Annotated in this window: 19 protein-coding genes; 17 read left to right on the forward strand and 2 right to left on the reverse strand. The window is 48.1% G+C overall.

Annotated elements, in window-relative coordinates:
• Positions 1 to 2 precede the first annotated feature (2 nt).
• The 10 genes from AB5903_RS02025 (at position 3) to AB5903_RS02070 (ending at position 8,745) form a co-directional block, all read left to right on the forward strand.
• Entirely contained in the window at positions 3 to 383 is a 381-nt protein-coding gene (locus tag AB5903_RS02025) for a hypothetical protein (protein WP_015545828.1), read from the forward strand.
• 160 nt (positions 384 to 543) lie between these two features.
• Positions 544 to 909, forward strand: a complete 366-nt coding sequence (locus AB5903_RS02030) for a VRR-NUC domain-containing protein (RefSeq protein WP_015545827.1) — start codon at positions 544 to 546, stop codon at positions 907 to 909.
• Positions 910 to 1,008: 99 nt separating this feature from the next.
• The gene (locus AB5903_RS02035; protein ID WP_015545826.1) at positions 1,009 to 1,299 is read left to right on the forward strand and encodes a hypothetical protein; all 291 of its coding nucleotides are present in this window, start codon (positions 1,009 to 1,011) and stop codon (positions 1,297 to 1,299) included.
• Between the two features lie 5 nt (positions 1,300 to 1,304).
• The gene (locus AB5903_RS02040; protein WP_015545825.1) at positions 1,305 to 2,876 is read left to right on the forward strand and encodes a hypothetical protein; all 1,572 of its coding nucleotides are present in this window, start codon (positions 1,305 to 1,307) and stop codon (positions 2,874 to 2,876) included.
• A 7-nt stretch (positions 2,877 to 2,883) separates the two neighbouring features.
• Complete coding sequence (locus tag AB5903_RS02045; RefSeq protein ID WP_015545824.1) at positions 2,884 to 3,402, forward strand: phBC6A51 family helix-turn-helix protein; 519 nt, start codon at positions 2,884 to 2,886, stop codon at positions 3,400 to 3,402.
• On the forward strand, positions 3,399 to 4,862 hold the full coding sequence (terL, locus tag AB5903_RS02050) for a phage terminase large subunit (protein ID WP_015545823.1): 1,464 nt from the start codon (positions 3,399 to 3,401) through the stop codon (positions 4,860 to 4,862). Before AB5903_RS02045 ends, terL begins: the two co-directional genes overlap by 4 nt.
• Before the next feature lie 25 nt (positions 4,863 to 4,887).
• Entirely contained in the window at positions 4,888 to 6,378 is a 1,491-nt protein-coding gene (locus tag AB5903_RS02055) for a phage portal protein (RefSeq protein ID WP_015545822.1), read from the forward strand.
• A gap of 26 nt (positions 6,379 to 6,404) precedes the next feature.
• On the forward strand, positions 6,405 to 6,860 hold the full coding sequence (locus AB5903_RS02060; protein ID WP_015545821.1) for a hypothetical protein: 456 nt from the start codon (positions 6,405 to 6,407) through the stop codon (positions 6,858 to 6,860).
• Entirely contained in the window at positions 6,860 to 8,557 is a 1,698-nt protein-coding gene (locus AB5903_RS02065; RefSeq protein ID WP_015545820.1) for a hypothetical protein, read from the forward strand. The genes AB5903_RS02060 and AB5903_RS02065 overlap by 1 nt, the downstream gene beginning before the upstream one ends.
• On the forward strand, positions 8,554 to 8,745 hold the full coding sequence (locus AB5903_RS02070) for a hypothetical protein (protein ID WP_015545819.1): 192 nt from the start codon (positions 8,554 to 8,556) through the stop codon (positions 8,743 to 8,745). The genes AB5903_RS02065 and AB5903_RS02070 overlap by 4 nt, the downstream gene beginning before the upstream one ends.
• A 117-nt stretch (positions 8,746 to 8,862) precedes the next feature.
• Here the strand turns inward: AB5903_RS02070 and AB5903_RS02075 are convergent, their stop codons facing one another.
• Entirely contained in the window at positions 8,863 to 9,387 is a 525-nt protein-coding gene (locus tag AB5903_RS02075) for a M48 family metallopeptidase (protein WP_015545818.1), read from the reverse strand.
• Position 9,388: 1 nt separating this feature from the next.
• Positions 9,389 to 9,871: a hypothetical protein gene (locus tag AB5903_RS02080; RefSeq protein WP_019131460.1), complete on the reverse strand. Its 483-nt coding sequence runs from the start codon at positions 9,869 to 9,871 to the stop codon at positions 9,389 to 9,391.
• A gap of 1,209 nt (positions 9,872 to 11,080) precedes the next feature.
• Here AB5903_RS02080 and AB5903_RS02085 point away from each other — a divergent pair.
• From AB5903_RS02085 to AB5903_RS02115, 7 genes are read left to right on the forward strand one after another with little or no spacing between them, the layout of a single operon-like run.
• The gene (locus AB5903_RS02085; RefSeq protein ID WP_015545816.1) at positions 11,081 to 11,800 is read left to right on the forward strand and encodes a hypothetical protein; all 720 of its coding nucleotides are present in this window, start codon (positions 11,081 to 11,083) and stop codon (positions 11,798 to 11,800) included.
• Between the two features lie 18 nt (positions 11,801 to 11,818).
• Positions 11,819 to 12,400: a hypothetical protein gene (locus tag AB5903_RS02090; protein WP_015545815.1), complete on the forward strand. Its 582-nt coding sequence runs from the start codon at positions 11,819 to 11,821 to the stop codon at positions 12,398 to 12,400.
• A gap of 17 nt (positions 12,401 to 12,417) precedes the next feature.
• Complete coding sequence (locus AB5903_RS02095) at positions 12,418 to 13,521, forward strand: major capsid protein (RefSeq protein WP_015545814.1); 1,104 nt, start codon at positions 12,418 to 12,420, stop codon at positions 13,519 to 13,521.
• A 51-nt stretch (positions 13,522 to 13,572) separates the two neighbouring features.
• Positions 13,573 to 13,884: a DUF6706 family protein gene (locus AB5903_RS02100; RefSeq protein ID WP_015545813.1), complete on the forward strand. Its 312-nt coding sequence runs from the start codon at positions 13,573 to 13,575 to the stop codon at positions 13,882 to 13,884.
• Positions 13,878 to 14,267, forward strand: coding sequence for a hypothetical protein (locus tag AB5903_RS02105; protein ID WP_015545812.1), 390 nt, complete (start codon positions 13,878 to 13,880; stop codon positions 14,265 to 14,267). Before AB5903_RS02100 ends, AB5903_RS02105 begins: the two co-directional genes overlap by 7 nt.
• Before the next feature lie 11 nt (positions 14,268 to 14,278).
• Positions 14,279 to 14,692 carry a hypothetical protein gene (locus tag AB5903_RS02110; RefSeq protein WP_015545811.1) on the forward strand — a complete coding sequence of 138 codons (414 nt, stop codon included), beginning with the start codon at positions 14,279 to 14,281 and terminating at the stop codon, positions 14,690 to 14,692.
• A gap of 11 nt (positions 14,693 to 14,703) precedes the next feature.
• On the forward strand, positions 14,704 to 15,240 hold the full coding sequence (locus tag AB5903_RS02115) for a hypothetical protein (protein WP_015545810.1): 537 nt from the start codon (positions 14,704 to 14,706) through the stop codon (positions 15,238 to 15,240).
• Positions 15,241 to 15,279 lie beyond the last annotated feature (39 nt).

The following is a 15,279-nucleotide window of genomic DNA, read 5'->3' on the forward strand; positions in this document are numbered from 1 at the left end:
GTATGTTCGACACAGATAAAGTTATAGTAGTTGCCGACGTTACGAAGCAGCCGTATTTATCGGTCGCTCGTTTTTCGGGCGGGTGCCGGGTAAATGGCGTATTCTACGCCTATGTTCTCCAGCGCGATATTTTGGTACGCGAAGATTGGTTAAAGGCATATTCGGCTATGGATTACGACAAATTTATAGCCGCCGTTAAAACCGGAGCCAAACAGGAATTACCGACTTGCCGGACTTGTAAGCACCGCCAGCGTTGGGAATTGAACGACCATAGCACGAAGATAGTGCAAAGTTGCGCCCTTCAAAAGAGCCGAAGAACGGGTAACGGATTGAAGCGAATAAAGGTAACTAACCCGGCTTGCCGCTTATACGAAAAAGAATAAAATTTATGGGACAAAGCAAAAAAAGACATTGTTGGAGTTGCATATACCTTGAACGAGATGCAACCAGCAATAACGACCATTGCAAGTTACAGAACGTAATAAAAAGTCGCAATGCGATAGCGTGTAAAAAACATAAGATTTGGTATAAAACAAAGGTTAAATGCGACATATAGAAAGCCAAATACAGAAGGACTGCGTTACTTGGTTCCGGTTGCAGTACCCGAAAATAGGCCGCCTTCTTTTCGCGGTTCCGAACGGCGGGGCGAGGAACGCAAAGGAAGCCGCGATTATGAAGGGCGAAGGAGTAACGGCCGGGGTTGCCGACCTTATCCTACTTTACCCTTCCGGCGGGTTTCATTCCCTTTGTATCGAGTTTAAGACCCCCAGCAAAAGCAGCCGGCAGACACCCACGCAAAAGGAGTGGCAAGCGTTGGCCGAAGCGCACGGTAATAAGTACATCGTTTGCCGTTCCTTAGAAGATTTCCAGCAGGTTATACGGGCATATATCCCCCATCTATGTTGGTAACTTTTTAATTATTCTTGGATAAAGAAGCGTATTATAATAATACGCTTCTTTTATTTTTGCGTAACGCGAATATTTACACACAAATAAACGTACGCAGGTATGAAAGAAAAGATTTTACAGGCTCTTACGACCTTTAAGGGCTACTTATTCAGTTCGGACAAATGGCTACATTTAGCGGCGGGCTTTATTATCGCCTTCTTCGTGGGGCTTTTCGGTGTATTCTATGGCCTTTGCGCCGGGATTGCGGCCGCCGCCGGGAAAGAGCTTTACGACAATTTCAGCAAGAAAGGAACCCCGGAAGTTTGGGATTTCATTTTTTCGGTAGTCGGTGTACTTGCCGGTGTCCTTAACGTACTATTGGCCCGCTTAGTCTTCCACTTCATCGTGTAGAGCCTATGACACCGAAGAAGATTATAGAAGCGGATATAGCCCAACTTGTACCGGACGACGTGAATTTTAACAAGGGTACGCAGTTCGGCCAAAGTTTGATAGAAAAGAGCCTGCGCCAATTCGGGGCGGGCCGTTCTATTCTTTTGGATAAGAACAACCGTATTATAGCCGGAAACAAGACCGTAGAAAACGCCGGGCAAATTGGCTTAGAAAAGGTTTTGATAGTCGAAACCACCGGCGAAGAAATAGTAGCGGTAAAGCGTACCGACATAGATTTAGACACGCGGGAAGGGCGCGAACTTGCCTTAGCCGACAATGCGACCGGGGCCGCTAACTTGGCTTGGGACGAAGCGGCACTTACCCAAGCGTCGGATAAGTGGGATATAGCCCCCGACGATTGGGGCGTAGAATTGGAAGGCTACGGCGGAGAAGGCGGCCAAGGGGAAGAAGATACCGAAGAACAGCTTAGAAGACTTAAAGACGACTTCGTAATGCCGCCTTTTTCCGTGCTTAATACCCGTACGGCCGAATGGCAGGAACGCCGCCGCGCTTGGTTGGAAATAGGCATAAAGAGCGAGGAAGGCAGGGACGAAGATTTGACATTTGCCAAATCAGCACAACCGCCTGCCTTTTACGATACCAAAAACGCACTTCGGGAAACCTTGGGGCGGGAACCGTCTACCGATGAATTGTTAGCGGAAATGGAGAAGCAGGGAATACAAGCTATGGCGACTACTTCAATATTCGACCCCGTTCTAACCGAACTTTCCTACCGTTGGTTCAATATTGAGGGCGGCCGCATTTTAGACCCCTTCGCCGGTGGAAGTGTTCGCGGTATCGTAGCGGCAAAATTGAATATGCCGTACGTTGGTAACGACCTTCGGGAGAAACAGGTAGTAGCCAATATCGAGAACGCGAAGGAAGTATTAGGTAACATGCCGGCCGACATTGCGCCGCGTTGGACGGTTGGCGATAGTACGCAGCTTGAAGACGTGTTACAAAAGAACGGCGTTACCGGCGATTTCGATATGGTATTTTCTTGCCCGCCGTACGCAGATTTGGAAGTATATAGCAATGACCCCCGCGATATTTCCAATATGGATTACCCGCAGTTCTTGGAAGCCTACAAAGCCGCAATAAAGCAGGCTTGCGCCCGATTGAAGAACAACCGCTTTGCCGTCTTCGTAGTTGGGGATATTCGAGATAAAAAGGGCATTTACCGCAATTTCATAGGCCACACTATCGAAGCCTTTACGGAGTGCGGCCTAAGCTACTATAACCATTTGATTTTAGTAAACCAGGTAACAAGCCTTGCTATCCGGGTTCGCAAGCAGATGAACACGGGCCGCAAAATTGGCAAGCTACACCAAAACGTATTAGTCTTTTGCAAAGGTTCGGTAGAAGAAACGGTAGACCAATTCGAAGAAGTGCAGGTAACGAAGGCCGTAGAACAGTTCAATAAGACCCGCGCGAATAGCGGCCTTCACGACGACGTATTGGTATTCTACAAAGGCGACCCGAAGGCGATTAAAGAAGAATTTGGAGAATTACACGCGGGGGACGATTTACCGCAATAAGTAAGTAATGGGAAGACCGACGAAATACAATAAGAAGATAGCCGAAAAGATATGTTCGCTTATCGCTACCGACACCTATACGGTGGCGGAAGTATGCCGTATGGTTAAAATTTCCGATTCTACTTATTACGATTGGATTACCCGGTTTCCGGAGTTTTCGGAGAATATAAAAAAGGCCGAAGCGGAACGTATGGCCTTCTTCGTAGCCGAAGCGAAAAAAAGCCTTCTACGAAAGATACAAGGGTACACGGTGCAGGAAAAACACATCACTACGGTAGGTTCCGGCAAGTACGACATAAACGGCAAGGAGATACCGCGAATAAAGGAACAAAAGATAGTCGATAAACACTACCAGCCGGACACGGCAGCGATAATCTTTACACTAACCAACGGAGAGCCGGAGAATTGGAAGAACAGGCAGAACAACGAGGTAACAGGCAAGGACGGTAAGGACTTATTCGGGCAGCTTACCGACGAAGAATTAGACGCACGTATAGCCGAATTGGAAAAGAAATTAGATAAATGACGCGCCAAGAGAAAATAGAGTATATAGCCGCATTGCGGGAAAGGTTGATACGCGAAGCACGTACCGACCTTTTGCCGTTTACCCGTGCTACTATGCCTACTTTCGACCCTGCTGAATTTCATGTACGATATTACCACGTTCTAACCTTATTCGCGGAAGGGAAGATTAAAAAGCTAATGGTATTCATGCCGCCCCAGCACGGCAAAAGCGAAGGTTCTACGCGCCGCCTTCCGGCTTATATACTTGGCCGGAACCCGGACAATAAAATAGCCGTCGTAAGCTATTCGGCACCGAAAGCCCGTAAGTTCAACCGCGAAATACAGCGCATTATAGACACGCCGGAATATGCCGAGATATTCCCGGAAACGCGCCTTAATTCATCGAACATTACGACCGTTGCCGGTGCATGGCTTCGCAATGCCGACGAGTGCGAAATAGTAGGACACCGGGGCGGTTTTAAGACCGTCGGCGTAGGTGGCCCGCTTACGGGCGAACCGGTAGATACCCTGATAATGGACGACATTTATAAGGACGCTAAAACGGCGTGGTCGGCAGTTGTTCGGGAAGCTATCGAAGATTGGTACGATACGGTTGCCGAAACCCGATTACACAACAATAGCCAGCAGCTTATAGTATTTACCCGCTGGCACGAAAAGGACTTAGCCGGCCGCCTATTGGAGCAGCAAGGAATATACGACCCGGTAAACAATCCGAACGGGTGGGTAGTAGTAACCTACCAAGCGATTAAGAAGGGCGCACCTACCGAATACGACCCGCGCGAAGAAGGTACGGCACTATGGCCCGAACGCCACAACTTAGAAAAGTTGGAAGCCATACGCACCCGAAACCCGCACGTATTCGAAAGCCTTTACCAGCAAGACCCCAAACCTTTGCAGGGCCTTATGTACGAAAATCCTTTTAAGGAATACGACATACTGCCGGCCACCAAGCTACGGAAGGTTAAGAACTATACCGATACGGCGGACGAAGGCGCGGATTTCCTTTGCTCGATAACCTACCTTGAAACCGAGATAGGAAACTTTATTTTGGACGTGCTTTATACGGCTAAACCTATGGAGTACACCGAACCCAAAACGGCCGAAATGCTAACCAAACACGCGGTAGAATTGGCCGTAGTAGAGAGCAACAACGGCGGCCGGGGCTTCGCGCGTAATGTAGAGAAACAAGCCCGGTTAATGGGTAACAACAAAACCCGTATTAAGTGGTTCCACCAAAGCCAAAACAAAGCCGTACGCATATTTACGCATAGCGCGGAAGTGCAAAACCTTACCTATTTCCCGCGCGGGTGGGCGCAAATGTGGCCCGATTTCTACCAAGCCCTTACGCACTATATGAAGGTTGGCAAGAACGCCCACGATGACGCGCCGGACGCATTGACCGGAACCGTAGAGCAACGGCCAATTACAGGTAAGAAAAGCGCGGCCGGATATTTCGCATAATGTTTAACTATCAATAGACAATAAAATGAACAGCAAGCAGATTAACGAACTTTTGGCGAGCGAGAACCATAGTACCGCTATTGCCGAATTGAAGAACGGACGTAATGCGACCGAGCCGAACGCGGCCGAATATATCGCCCAGCTTGACCCCCAAGGCCACGACGTAAACGACCCGGTAAAGCGTAGGGATAAGAAGGTAAAAGTAGACCTTTCCGACTTCGATATAAACGACGAAGAAAAGAAGAACATAAAGACCGTTACCAATGGCGACGGGGAAACCGAAAACTTCCGTATCGAGCCGGTAGCCCGCGTAGCCTTGGCGATTCAGAAACTTATAGTAAAGCGGGCCGTAGCCTTCACGTTTGGAAACCCCGTAATTCTTAATGCGGAACCGGAAGAAGGCACCAAGGAAGCCGACGTTTTGAAGGCTGTAAAGCGTGTTTTGTTCGATAACAAAAGCCGCACCCTTAACCGAAAGGTAGCGCGGGGTATGTATAGCAGTAAGGAATCGGCCGAACTTTGGTACCCGGTGGAGAAACCGACGAAAAACTACGGCTTCGATTCAACGCACAAACTTCGGGTAGCCATTTTTAGCCCGTTGTTCGGCGATAGGCTTTACCCCTACTTCGATGAAACGGGCGATATGGTAGCTTTTTCCCGCGAATACGTCGTAAAGGATAGCGCGGGGGTAAAACATACCTATTTCGAAACCTATACCGATACCGAAATACGGAAATGGACGCTTACCAGCAACCAATGGCAGTTATTGGACGGCTACCCCAAGAAGAACCAAATAGGCAAAATCCCGGTTATCTATGGCCGCCAGCCCGCCGTAGAATGGGAAGACGTGCAGAACCTTATAGACCGCTTGGAAAAGTTGCTTTCTAACTTCGCCGATACCAACGACTACCACGCAAGCCCGAAAATCTTTACTACGGGTACTATTTTGGGTTGGGCCAAGAAGGGCGAAAGCGGGGCCGTTATCGAGGGCGAAGAAGGCGCGACCGCACAATATCTAAGCTGGGCGCAAGCCCCCGAAAGCGTCAAATTAGAGATAGAAACCCTTTTGCGTATGATTTACACCATTACGCAAACGCCGGATATTGCTTTCGATTCGGTAAAGGGTATCGGGGCCGTTTCGGGTGTAGCCTTGAAGTTGCTATTTATGGACGCGCACCTAAAAGTACAGGACAAATGCGAGGTGTTCGACGATTATTTACAGCGTCGATTAAGCGTAATACAGGCGTTTTTAGCACAAATGAACGCCAAGGATAAGGCTTTTGTAGACGCTTGCGGTAGCCTTATTATCGAACCCGAAATAGTGCCGTTTATGATTGAGGACGAAGCCGCGAACGTAAACCTTCTTCTTTCGGCCACCGGTCAGAAGGCTATTTGTTCGCGGAAGACGGCCGTACAACAGTTGGGCTGGGTAAACGACACGGACGCAGAGATAGAACAGATAGAAGCCGAAGAAAGCGCGGCTTCCTATTCGTCTATTTACGAACCCACCGTATAACTACTAACCAAGTATCTAATTAAGATATGGGTAACATAGTAGCAAAATTCGACATAGATAAGCTATTTGCAGGCGTTTACGAAGCGGTAGACATCATAACTGCCACCGTTGTAGACGCTATGCAAATGGCTTGTTTAGAGGTTACGCAGAACGCTAAACTATTGAACACTTACAAAGACCGAACGCACCTATTACGTTCGTCGATTGGCTTTGTTATCTACAATCACGGCGAAAAGGTAGCGGAAAGTTTCGGTTCTACCGGCGGGGAGAAAGGAAGCGAAGGCGTAGAAAAAGGTAAGCGTATGGCGGAAGAAGCGGCAGCACAATACCCGAACGACATAGTAGCGGTTATCGTTGCCGCCGCCGATTATGCCCTATACGTTGAAAGCAAGGGGTACGACGTAATTAGCGGCCCTTGCAGCGAGTTAAACGCAATTTTAAGTAAGTATATCCAAATTGCAATAGAAGAACTTAGGGCGTAATGGATAAAAGGCAAGAAGTTATAAAATATATAGCAAGCGTAGAAAAGCAACTTTACGCCTTGTTTGGCAATACCTATCACGCGGCCCTAAAACTTACCGAGGTTAGGAAAGCGATAGAATCGGGGGCTTCTTTTACCTGGAAAGGGAACCCGGCCGCCGAACGCAAGTTAGACCGGTACCTAAAAGACCTTAGCAGCAAAACAGCCCTTATTACCAAGAACGGAATTATAGGAAGTTGGGACAAAGGAGAAGCACGGGTAAAGGAACAGGTGTTAGAAGTATTCGGGAAGACTTCGACGCGGCGGAAAGAAACTACCGACATTTGCGAACAGGCAGTAAAGGCACACCGGGCCAAAGGAGCAACGGGCCATGCCTACGCCAATGCCAGCCGCGAGGGTATGAACCTATCTACCCGTGTTTGGAATTTGACGGCGAAGGCGAAACAAGAACTTGAAATTATCATACAAAACGGCATACTTGAAGGGAAAAGCCCGGAAGAAGTAAGCCGTAGCCTTCGCGGGTACTTGAACAATCCCGACGCGCTTTATAGACGGGTTCGCAACAAGGAAACCGGGGAACTTGAATTAAGCCAAGCGGCGAAACAGTACCACCCCGGCCAAGGTGTATATAGGTCGGCGTACAAGAACGCCCGCCGCCTTGCCGTTACCGAAATGAACGCCGCCTACCGCCGTGCAGAGTGGGAAAGCTACCAAAATAACCCCCTTATTATCGGGTACGAAATTCGGTTGAGCAATAACCATACGGTAGTAATTAACGGTAAATTACGAACCTTATACGATATTTGCGACGTATTAGCCGGTCGATACCCTAAAACTTTCCTTTGGACGGGTTGGCATCCGCATTGCCGTTGCGAAATGGTGCCTATCTTTATTTCGGAAAGCGATTTTAGGGAACGAATAAGGGCACGTAAGGCCGGAAAGTTGAAGGATTGGAAACCGAACCCCCAGCGCACCGTAACGCAGGTTCCGAAAGCCTTGACCGATTGGATAGCCAAAAACGAGGAACGCTCGAAAGGTTGGAAGACCTTACCGTACTTTGTTCGGGATAACCGTAAAAGTATAGGCACGTTGCCGGTAAACACCTACACCGCCGAAGAACGGAAGTTTACGAGAGCAAGAAGCACAGCCGAAGCAATGGAACGGGCAACGCAATTGCTTAGTACGCTTTACCCGGATATTCAGAATACAGAACTTGCGGCCCTTCATCACTACACCCAGCAAGGCGGGAACTACCGGCAGCTTAATAAGCAGTTGGATAAAGGCACCCTTACCGACTTTAACAAGGCTTCGGCTTCCCTTATGGCTAAGGCGTTGGAAGAATTGCCGAAGTATCGGGGAACCGTCTACCGAGGCGCGATTATGAAGCGGAAGGATTACGAACGCCTTTACGCTGGCAGGGACGAAATAAAACACGCTATTTTCACTTCATCGACGAAGACCCCGGCCGTAGCTTGGCGATTTGCCAGCTATCGGGATTTGAAGAAGTCGGAAGTACGGATACTTTTTGAGATTCAGAGTAAAAACGGCCGCGACATATCCGATATTTCGGAATTTAACGGTAAATTTGCTACCGAAGACCAGCAGGAAGTATTATTTACTAACGGTACCAAGTTTAAGATAGTAAGCACCGATACGGATTTGTTCGGCACTATTTACGTTAAAATGCGGGAATTATGACAGACGAAGAGAAATTAAAAGCCCTTGACCCGAAGAACCCGTTTACACAGGCTATAAAGGATTGGGCGAATACCCCGGAAGCAGAGCGGCAAAAGTTTTACGAGCGGAACGCGGCCGCTATTGACCGTTGGCAGGCAGAAACCGACGCAATGGCGGAAGACGACGATACAGACGAAAAGAAGGAGTAGCACCGCGCTACTCCTTCCTTATTTTTCCCAAATTTCCATTTTACGGCGTTCTGTTTGGCGGACGGGTATTTAATACTACACAAAGACGATGCACGAAAATAGGGGCGTTTCTCGGCATTAAAAAGGCTCCTTTGTTTTAGATAGCAGTTTAAGCAAGCGTTCGTTATATTCCGAATCTTCCCCGAATACACCAATAGCCACTCTTAAAACCCGGATTTCGTTTTCCCTATCCTTTTGTCGTCGATATATAATTTTCAACCTATCGTATGCGTGGCGACCGTTGGAACGCATCGCTATATTTTCTTCGTAGACTTTTACCGCGTCTTCTATATTCCCTTCCTTTTCGTACCTAATGCCAAGCAAATTTAGCTTTGCGCTTCTTTGTATTGAATAATCCAGCCGTCTACCTTTTGCAATGTTATTAAGTGCTTGGTAATAAATATTTCTATCTATTGTAACGTATTTGTTCCCTAATTGTTTAGCTTTGAAAGCCAAACGAGAAAGGCCGACTTCTTCCCCAGCGTAAACGATGTTTTGAGCCGATAAAAAAGATACAGGTACTTTTATTTCGTCTTTGTGGGCTTCGATATTAGAAGGAGTAGCCTCGGTGTTGCCACAAAATAGCTTTTTTATCCATTTCATACTATTGCTTTACGAAAATGTACGGTAACGATAAATCGGGGTCGTGAAGGTTCATTTTCGTATCGCTTTTTATCGAAAGCGCGAATTTCTTGTATAGCTTCTTGGTGGAAGTCCGGTATAGGCGTAGTTCATCGGCCGCGTTAGAGAGCCAATAAAAACACGGTACGTCTTCGTACCCCTCGCTATGGTAAACCAATTCGCCGAAGGCAGAGAAAAGCAAGCGTTCGCCTTCGATAAAGTCGTTTTCGTAGATTTCTACGGGCTTATTGTTTTGGGTTCCGAATATGATTTTATCCGGGTCGGGTTGCAATTCGGCACCGGGATAGTCGCCAAGGTTGGAAAATTGCGTATCGGCCCAAGTCCCATTAAATACGGATAAGGCTTTTTCTTGTTGTTCTGTGTAACTTCTTCCGGGGTCTTCATCTTTGGAACAACCGGCAAAAGCCACTACACAGGCCAAAAGGCAAAAGTAAATTTTCTTCATATCGAAAACTATTATTACCCCAAGGCCCGAACAGGCATTACACAAATAAAAAAGCGTGGGCCTTTCTTGGTTTACAAGTTTGAGGCATCGCCAAACGCCCACCGTAAAATAAACCATAACCCACGCTTAGCGATATATCGAACAATGATATACAGCAAGCAGGCGTTAATAGGTCTATCTATTACGGTTTGTTAATTGGCGATTTTCAAACTTAGATACCTATACGCTTTTACAAGCGTCCCCGGATTTCTCCCCGGAAACATTGCAAATATACTGCAAAAACACTAAACAACACTATTTTACGGCATAAAATCGCGCAAAGAGCAAGGCAGGGGCAACCCAGCCCCTACGCAGGAGCAGACCAGCACCAGCCCGGCGGCAGGCTTGGGGCTATTGTACTTCGGAATCAGATAGTTACGTTTGCTTTATTGCTTAATATCTTATAATACAATTATTTGCGGTTATGCGAAATTCATGCGTAAGCCATAGCCCAACCCCTAACCAGCCCCAAGCGAGGGGTTTATTTTGGGCCGCGCAACCTTCATTTATCAAACTATTATAAATAACTAAATATCAATTATTAAGGCACACACAAACAAGGAGCTTGCCAGCTCCTTGGCAGGGGGCTACTTAGCCCCTGTGGATAAATATAAGGATAAAGATATATATAGAGAGAAAGAGGGTGTAGGGGGAAAGAGAGGGAAAACGGGCTTTCGACTTGCGCCCCGAACTACCAACATTACCGGGCAGCTTGCAACATTAACTACCAACATTACCGGAATGTTGATAGTAACCGCCGCTATGTTGGTAGTTCCGCCGGCAGAATGTTGATAGTAACACAGCGGTAACAAAATTCCCATATTTCTACTTATTCACGAAGGGCCGGATAACCGACGAAGCAAGAATACCCGTTTTTGCCCTTTCTCGTGCCCGCCATTCGATTTTATGCGGTTGGCTGGTATATTTCCTTGTTTGGATAATAAAACGGCCTAAAATCGCCTTCTTTTGCTATCTTTCGTACTGCATTGCTATTTGTTCGTGAAATTATCTTTTCAACTATCGAGGCAACCAAAGACCACCCCAGCCCCTTATAGGCCCATACGGTTGAATTGTTGAAACGAGTGTAGAGAACTTGCAACGCTATACAAATATTCGTATTACTATAATACGTTTCTTTGTTGCAGGTTTAATTAAATCACAAAAATCAAAATGGAACTAAACGAAATTGTAGCACTACTTGAAACACAGTTTCCGGGCGTGCGAAAAGACGGGCTTAACCAGCTTGCGCGAGTTATCGCCATGCAGGTTAATACCAAGGAAGAAGCTACCGGTATCGTAGGTAAACTTACCGCCGAAGCCGTAGCGAAGTTTGTAGCGGATTGGCGCAAAGACGCGGACGCGGAAATAGACAAAGCGAACAAAACGCGCGAGGACAACCTGCGTAAGAAGTACGACTTTGTAGAAAAGAAACCGGAAGAAGGCGGTACCCCACCCGCACCGGCCGGAACCTTGGACGCTGCAACCGTGCAAGCAATGATTACGAACGCCGTAAAGGAAGCTACTAAGGGCTTGCAGTCCGAAGTAACGAGCCTTCAAAGCGCGGCCGTAACCGCCAACCGCCGGGAAACGCTTGTTAAAGAGCTTGCCGACGTACCCGAAGCCTATAAAGCAAAGGTTCTTAAAGATTTCGACAGAGTAGCCAAACTTGGCGGCTTTGCCGACGAAAACGCCTTTAACGAGTATCTGACCGAAACCAAGAACGACGTAGCAGCCTTCGGCCAAGAGTTGGCAGACCGGGGCCTAAGCCTTCACGAAAAACCGGTACTTGGTTCCCCCAACAAGGACGGAGTAAGCGCGGGCGTAGAAAGCTACATACAGGCAAAGGCCGCAGAAGCCGCAAATAAGGGCTTGGGCGGCAAAGAGGTTTAACGCTAAAAAACTTTCGAAATGCTTAAAATCGACAGGAAAAAGGATAACCGCGTAATTCGTGCGTTTACCCACAAGGTCGCCGACATTCCGAACGGTATTACCGTTTCTGCCGACGACCTTACGCAGAAAGTTCTGCACGAAGGTACGCCGGTTGGCAAAGATGAAAACGGGCTTTATCATGTAGTGAAAGTAGCCGTTCTTACCGACGACGCTACGAACTCCGCTACCACCTACACCGTAAAGAAAGGCCATAACTTCAAAGTCGGCGACGTGCTTATGCTGGCTCCCGGCGGGGCGGCCTACGCTATTACCGCTATCGCCACAAATAGCGGCGACGGCAGCAAAGACGACCTTACAGTAGGTACAACCCTTGGAGTTGCCGCAAAAGCCGGCGATTCGCTTTACCTCGCAGCCGAGGCCGGGGCTTCGGGGGCAGCCTTCAAATACGCACCGGTAGCCCTTGTGGGCGAAAGTTACGACGTGGACGCGCTTAGCAACCATATCGTAAACGCTTGGACTATTGGGCAGATTCGGGAAAGCAATATCCCGCCTATCGGTGCCGAAGTGAAAGCCAAACTTACCGGTATTCAGTTTATCTAATTTAATCGGGAAAAGTTATGCAAAGGAGCTTAATGATTGGCATTACCGAAAAGGATATGCAGGCTGTAGTTAATACCTACGACCTTAACCCGTATTACTATCCTACCTTGTTCCCTTTGAAGGAGAATTACACGATGACGTGGAAAGCCCTTGAAACGCAGGTAGGGTTAAAGATTGCCGGCGACCTTGTAGCTCGCGGCGCAAGTATCAACAAAAAGACCCGCGAAGCTATTGCGCGTATTCAAGGCGATATTCCGAAGGTGGCTATTAAGCGCACCAAGGACGAAAACGAGCTTAACGAATACGAAATTATGGTCGCCATGACTTCCGCGAACCCCGACCTTCGGGCGTTGGTAGAAGCGTGGGCCGAAGATACGCAATTTTGCTGGGACGGCGTAGCGGCCCGTTTGGAATGGATTGCGTTGCAGTCTATTTCGTTGGGCAAAGTAACGCTTACTAACGAAAACAACAATAGCGTAATTACCGAGTACGACGTAGATTATCAAATCGACGCAACGCAGAAGGTCGGATTTCAGACCGGCTCGGCCGCTTGGAACACCACCGGCGCGAAACCGTTTAGCAAGGACTTTAAGGCTATCGTAGCTAAGGCCAAGAAGAAGGGTATTAGATTGAAGTACGCCTTTATGAACCTTGACACCTTCTCGCTTATGGCTCAGACCGAGGAAGTAGTAAAACTTTCCGCTTCGTTCGCGGCTAACGCCTTGAACATCGCACAAACGCCGAGCTTGGAACAGGTAAACGCAGCTATGAAGGGTTTGGCGTACTTGCGTGGCTTACAGGTCGTAGTTATCGACCAAGATATTACTATTGAGAAGGACGACGGAAGCCGCCCGTTCAGTGGAAACCCGTTTGCCGACGACGTAGTAATGTTCAGCGAAAGCAAGGTACTCGGTTCGACCTATTGGAAGAAGCCGGCCGATATGAACCTTAAAGGTTCCGTAGCAATCAAAGCTATGAACGGACACACCTGCGTAAAGAAGTATTCCACCGAGGAACCTATCGAAGAAGTTACCGTAGGAATTGCAAACGCTTTCCCGGCTTGGCTTTCTTCGGGCCGTTCCTTCCTTATGGACACTTCTAACAGCACCTGGACACACTAACCGGAAAGGGACGGCCGGCAACGGTCGCCCCTATCCTAATACCCTTACCCGATGACTTACAAAGAATGGATTACTAAGACGGTCGGCAAATTCCAGCTATCGGCGGACGACGTGGATTTGATACTTTGCAACCAAAGCGGACTTATCCCCGACCCGGACGCACCGGTAGACGTGCGGAAGGCTAAAACGGCCATTTGCCGAGAGTTTACAACGCTTATCCCCCTTGCCAATATCGGAGAAGGCGGGTATTCCATTAGTTGGAATTGGGACGCTATCAAACTTTGGTATAACGCGACTTGCACGGAATTAGGCATTACGCCGGCCGGCAAGCCCAAAATTCGGAACAAAAGCAACGTATGGTAACGACTTCCTACCAATACCCGCAATACTTGTACGCCTTGCAGCACGACGGCGAAAGCGTCCAATTACCTAACGGTTCTTGGGAAACGCCCGCCGCCGCATGGGAGTTAAAAGCAGTTTGCCGGGAAGAAACCAACGGTAAAGGTTCGACAATTCAGACCGCCGACGGAGAAACCCGCGTATTCGCTTCGCTTATCCAGCTACCGAAAGGTACGGCCAAAATTCCCGAAGGCACGCAGGTAATTGTAACGCGGGAGAAGGTAGACGTTAGCCAGCTTTCGAATACCGAGTTTGTAGAAGCAGCCAAAGCAACGGGCTTAGTTGTAGTAACCGGAACTTGCGAAAAGTTCGACCTCGGCCGGCTTCATTGCCGGTTATGGATTTAACACAAAGAGGTATGCAGAGTATAGAAACCGATGATATTCTTTTTGAGATTCTGAACGCTTCGGCCGAATTGAAAGCGGCCCTTAGCGGCGGAATATTCGTGCAGGGAGAACGGCCGGATAATTCCGGGAAGGAAGACGTAGTAATTAACAACCTATTCCTAAACCACGAAGTACCGCAAACCGGAACTTCAAACGTAAATATCCACGTCCCCGACAAAAAGGAAAGGATAGGCCGAACCGAACAATTTAAGGCGCATAGGGAGCGAATACGCGAACTAACGGCTATTGTTCTATCGGTTCTAAAATCGGCGAACATTACCGGGCTGACTATTCGGGTTTCTACGGAAGCCATAATTAAAGAACCGGGCATTAACGAGCATTACAACAACTTGCGGGTAGAATGGAATATACAACGAACTAATTAAAATTTACGACAATGGCAGCAAAGAAAACTTATACTATCGGTCTTTCCAAGATTGAGGTAGGAGCAATTGCCGAGGACGGCGGTATGGGCGAAACCTTGGACGTATTGGGTTATACCTACCAAGACACCTGCACGATGACGCAGGAAGACCCGGAAACAACCGACCACTACGCCGAAGAAGTGGACGACCCCGTAATAAGCATTAGCCGGGGCGGAAAAACGAACTTCAACTTTTCGATTATGAACCCTTCGGTTACGGTTCTTGCCGACCTTTTGGGCGGCGTAGGTACCCCCGGCACGGGTTCAACGCCGGATAAATGGGAAGCTCCGGATAAAATCCCCGTAGTCGAAAAGTCGGTACGCATTACCCCGGAACAGGGCCTTAAATTCGAGATTCCGCGCATGAAACTCGTAAGTAAGATTAACGCAACTTTCAGTAAAAGCGGTATTCTTCTTATCGAGGTTGCCGGTACCGTATTGCAGCCGACCAAAACGGGAACTAAGAAAATAACCGCTACGCTTATGACCGCCGCAGACGTGCAGGCATAACGCGGGGAAAGCCTTACTTTAACCCGAAAGCCCCCAAAT

The sequence above is a fragment of the Bacteroides sp. 2201st1_D9_2201SCRN_220225 genome (assembly GCF_040928965.1).
Lineage (GTDB): Bacteria > Bacteroidota > Bacteroidia > Bacteroidales > Bacteroidaceae > Bacteroides > Bacteroides stercoris.

Coding starts and splice junctions, on each gene's coding strand:
- AB5903_RS02065 (WP_015545820.1), top strand. CDS start 6,860: ATGGATAAAAGGCAAGAAGTTATAAAATATATAGCAAGCGTAGAAAAG.
- AB5903_RS02115 (WP_015545810.1), top strand. CDS start 14,704: ATGGCAGCAAAGAAAACTTATACTATCGGTCTTTCCAAGATTGAGGTA.
- terL (WP_015545823.1), top strand. CDS start 3,399: ATGACGCGCCAAGAGAAAATAGAGTATATAGCCGCATTGCGGGAAAGG.
- AB5903_RS02105 (WP_015545812.1), top strand. CDS start 13,878: ATGGTAACGACTTCCTACCAATACCCGCAATACTTGTACGCCTTGCAG.
- AB5903_RS02060 (WP_015545821.1), top strand. CDS start 6,405: ATGGGTAACATAGTAGCAAAATTCGACATAGATAAGCTATTTGCAGGC.
- AB5903_RS02085 (WP_015545816.1), top strand. CDS start 11,081: ATGGAACTAAACGAAATTGTAGCACTACTTGAAACACAGTTTCCGGGC.
- AB5903_RS02070 (WP_015545819.1), top strand. CDS start 8,554: ATGACAGACGAAGAGAAATTAAAAGCCCTTGACCCGAAGAACCCGTTT.
- AB5903_RS02055 (WP_015545822.1), top strand. CDS start 4,888: ATGAACAGCAAGCAGATTAACGAACTTTTGGCGAGCGAGAACCATAGT.
- AB5903_RS02100 (WP_015545813.1), top strand. CDS start 13,573: ATGACTTACAAAGAATGGATTACTAAGACGGTCGGCAAATTCCAGCTA.
- AB5903_RS02080 (WP_019131460.1), bottom strand. CDS start 9,871: ATGAAGAAAATTTACTTTTGCCTTTTGGCCTGTGTAGTGGCTTTTGCC.
- AB5903_RS02030 (WP_015545827.1), top strand. CDS start 544: ATGCGACATATAGAAAGCCAAATACAGAAGGACTGCGTTACTTGGTTC.
- AB5903_RS02095 (WP_015545814.1), top strand. CDS start 12,418: ATGCAAAGGAGCTTAATGATTGGCATTACCGAAAAGGATATGCAGGCT.
- AB5903_RS02040 (WP_015545825.1), top strand. CDS start 1,305: ATGACACCGAAGAAGATTATAGAAGCGGATATAGCCCAACTTGTACCG.
- AB5903_RS02035 (WP_015545826.1), top strand. CDS start 1,009: ATGAAAGAAAAGATTTTACAGGCTCTTACGACCTTTAAGGGCTACTTA.
- AB5903_RS02090 (WP_015545815.1), top strand. CDS start 11,819: ATGCTTAAAATCGACAGGAAAAAGGATAACCGCGTAATTCGTGCGTTT.
- AB5903_RS02025 (WP_015545828.1), top strand. CDS start 3: ATGTTCGACACAGATAAAGTTATAGTAGTTGCCGACGTTACGAAGCAG.
- AB5903_RS02110 (WP_015545811.1), top strand. CDS start 14,279: ATGCAGAGTATAGAAACCGATGATATTCTTTTTGAGATTCTGAACGCT.
- AB5903_RS02045 (WP_015545824.1), top strand. CDS start 2,884: ATGGGAAGACCGACGAAATACAATAAGAAGATAGCCGAAAAGATATGT.
- AB5903_RS02075 (WP_015545818.1), bottom strand. CDS start 9,387: ATGAAATGGATAAAAAAGCTATTTTGTGGCAACACCGAGGCTACTCCT.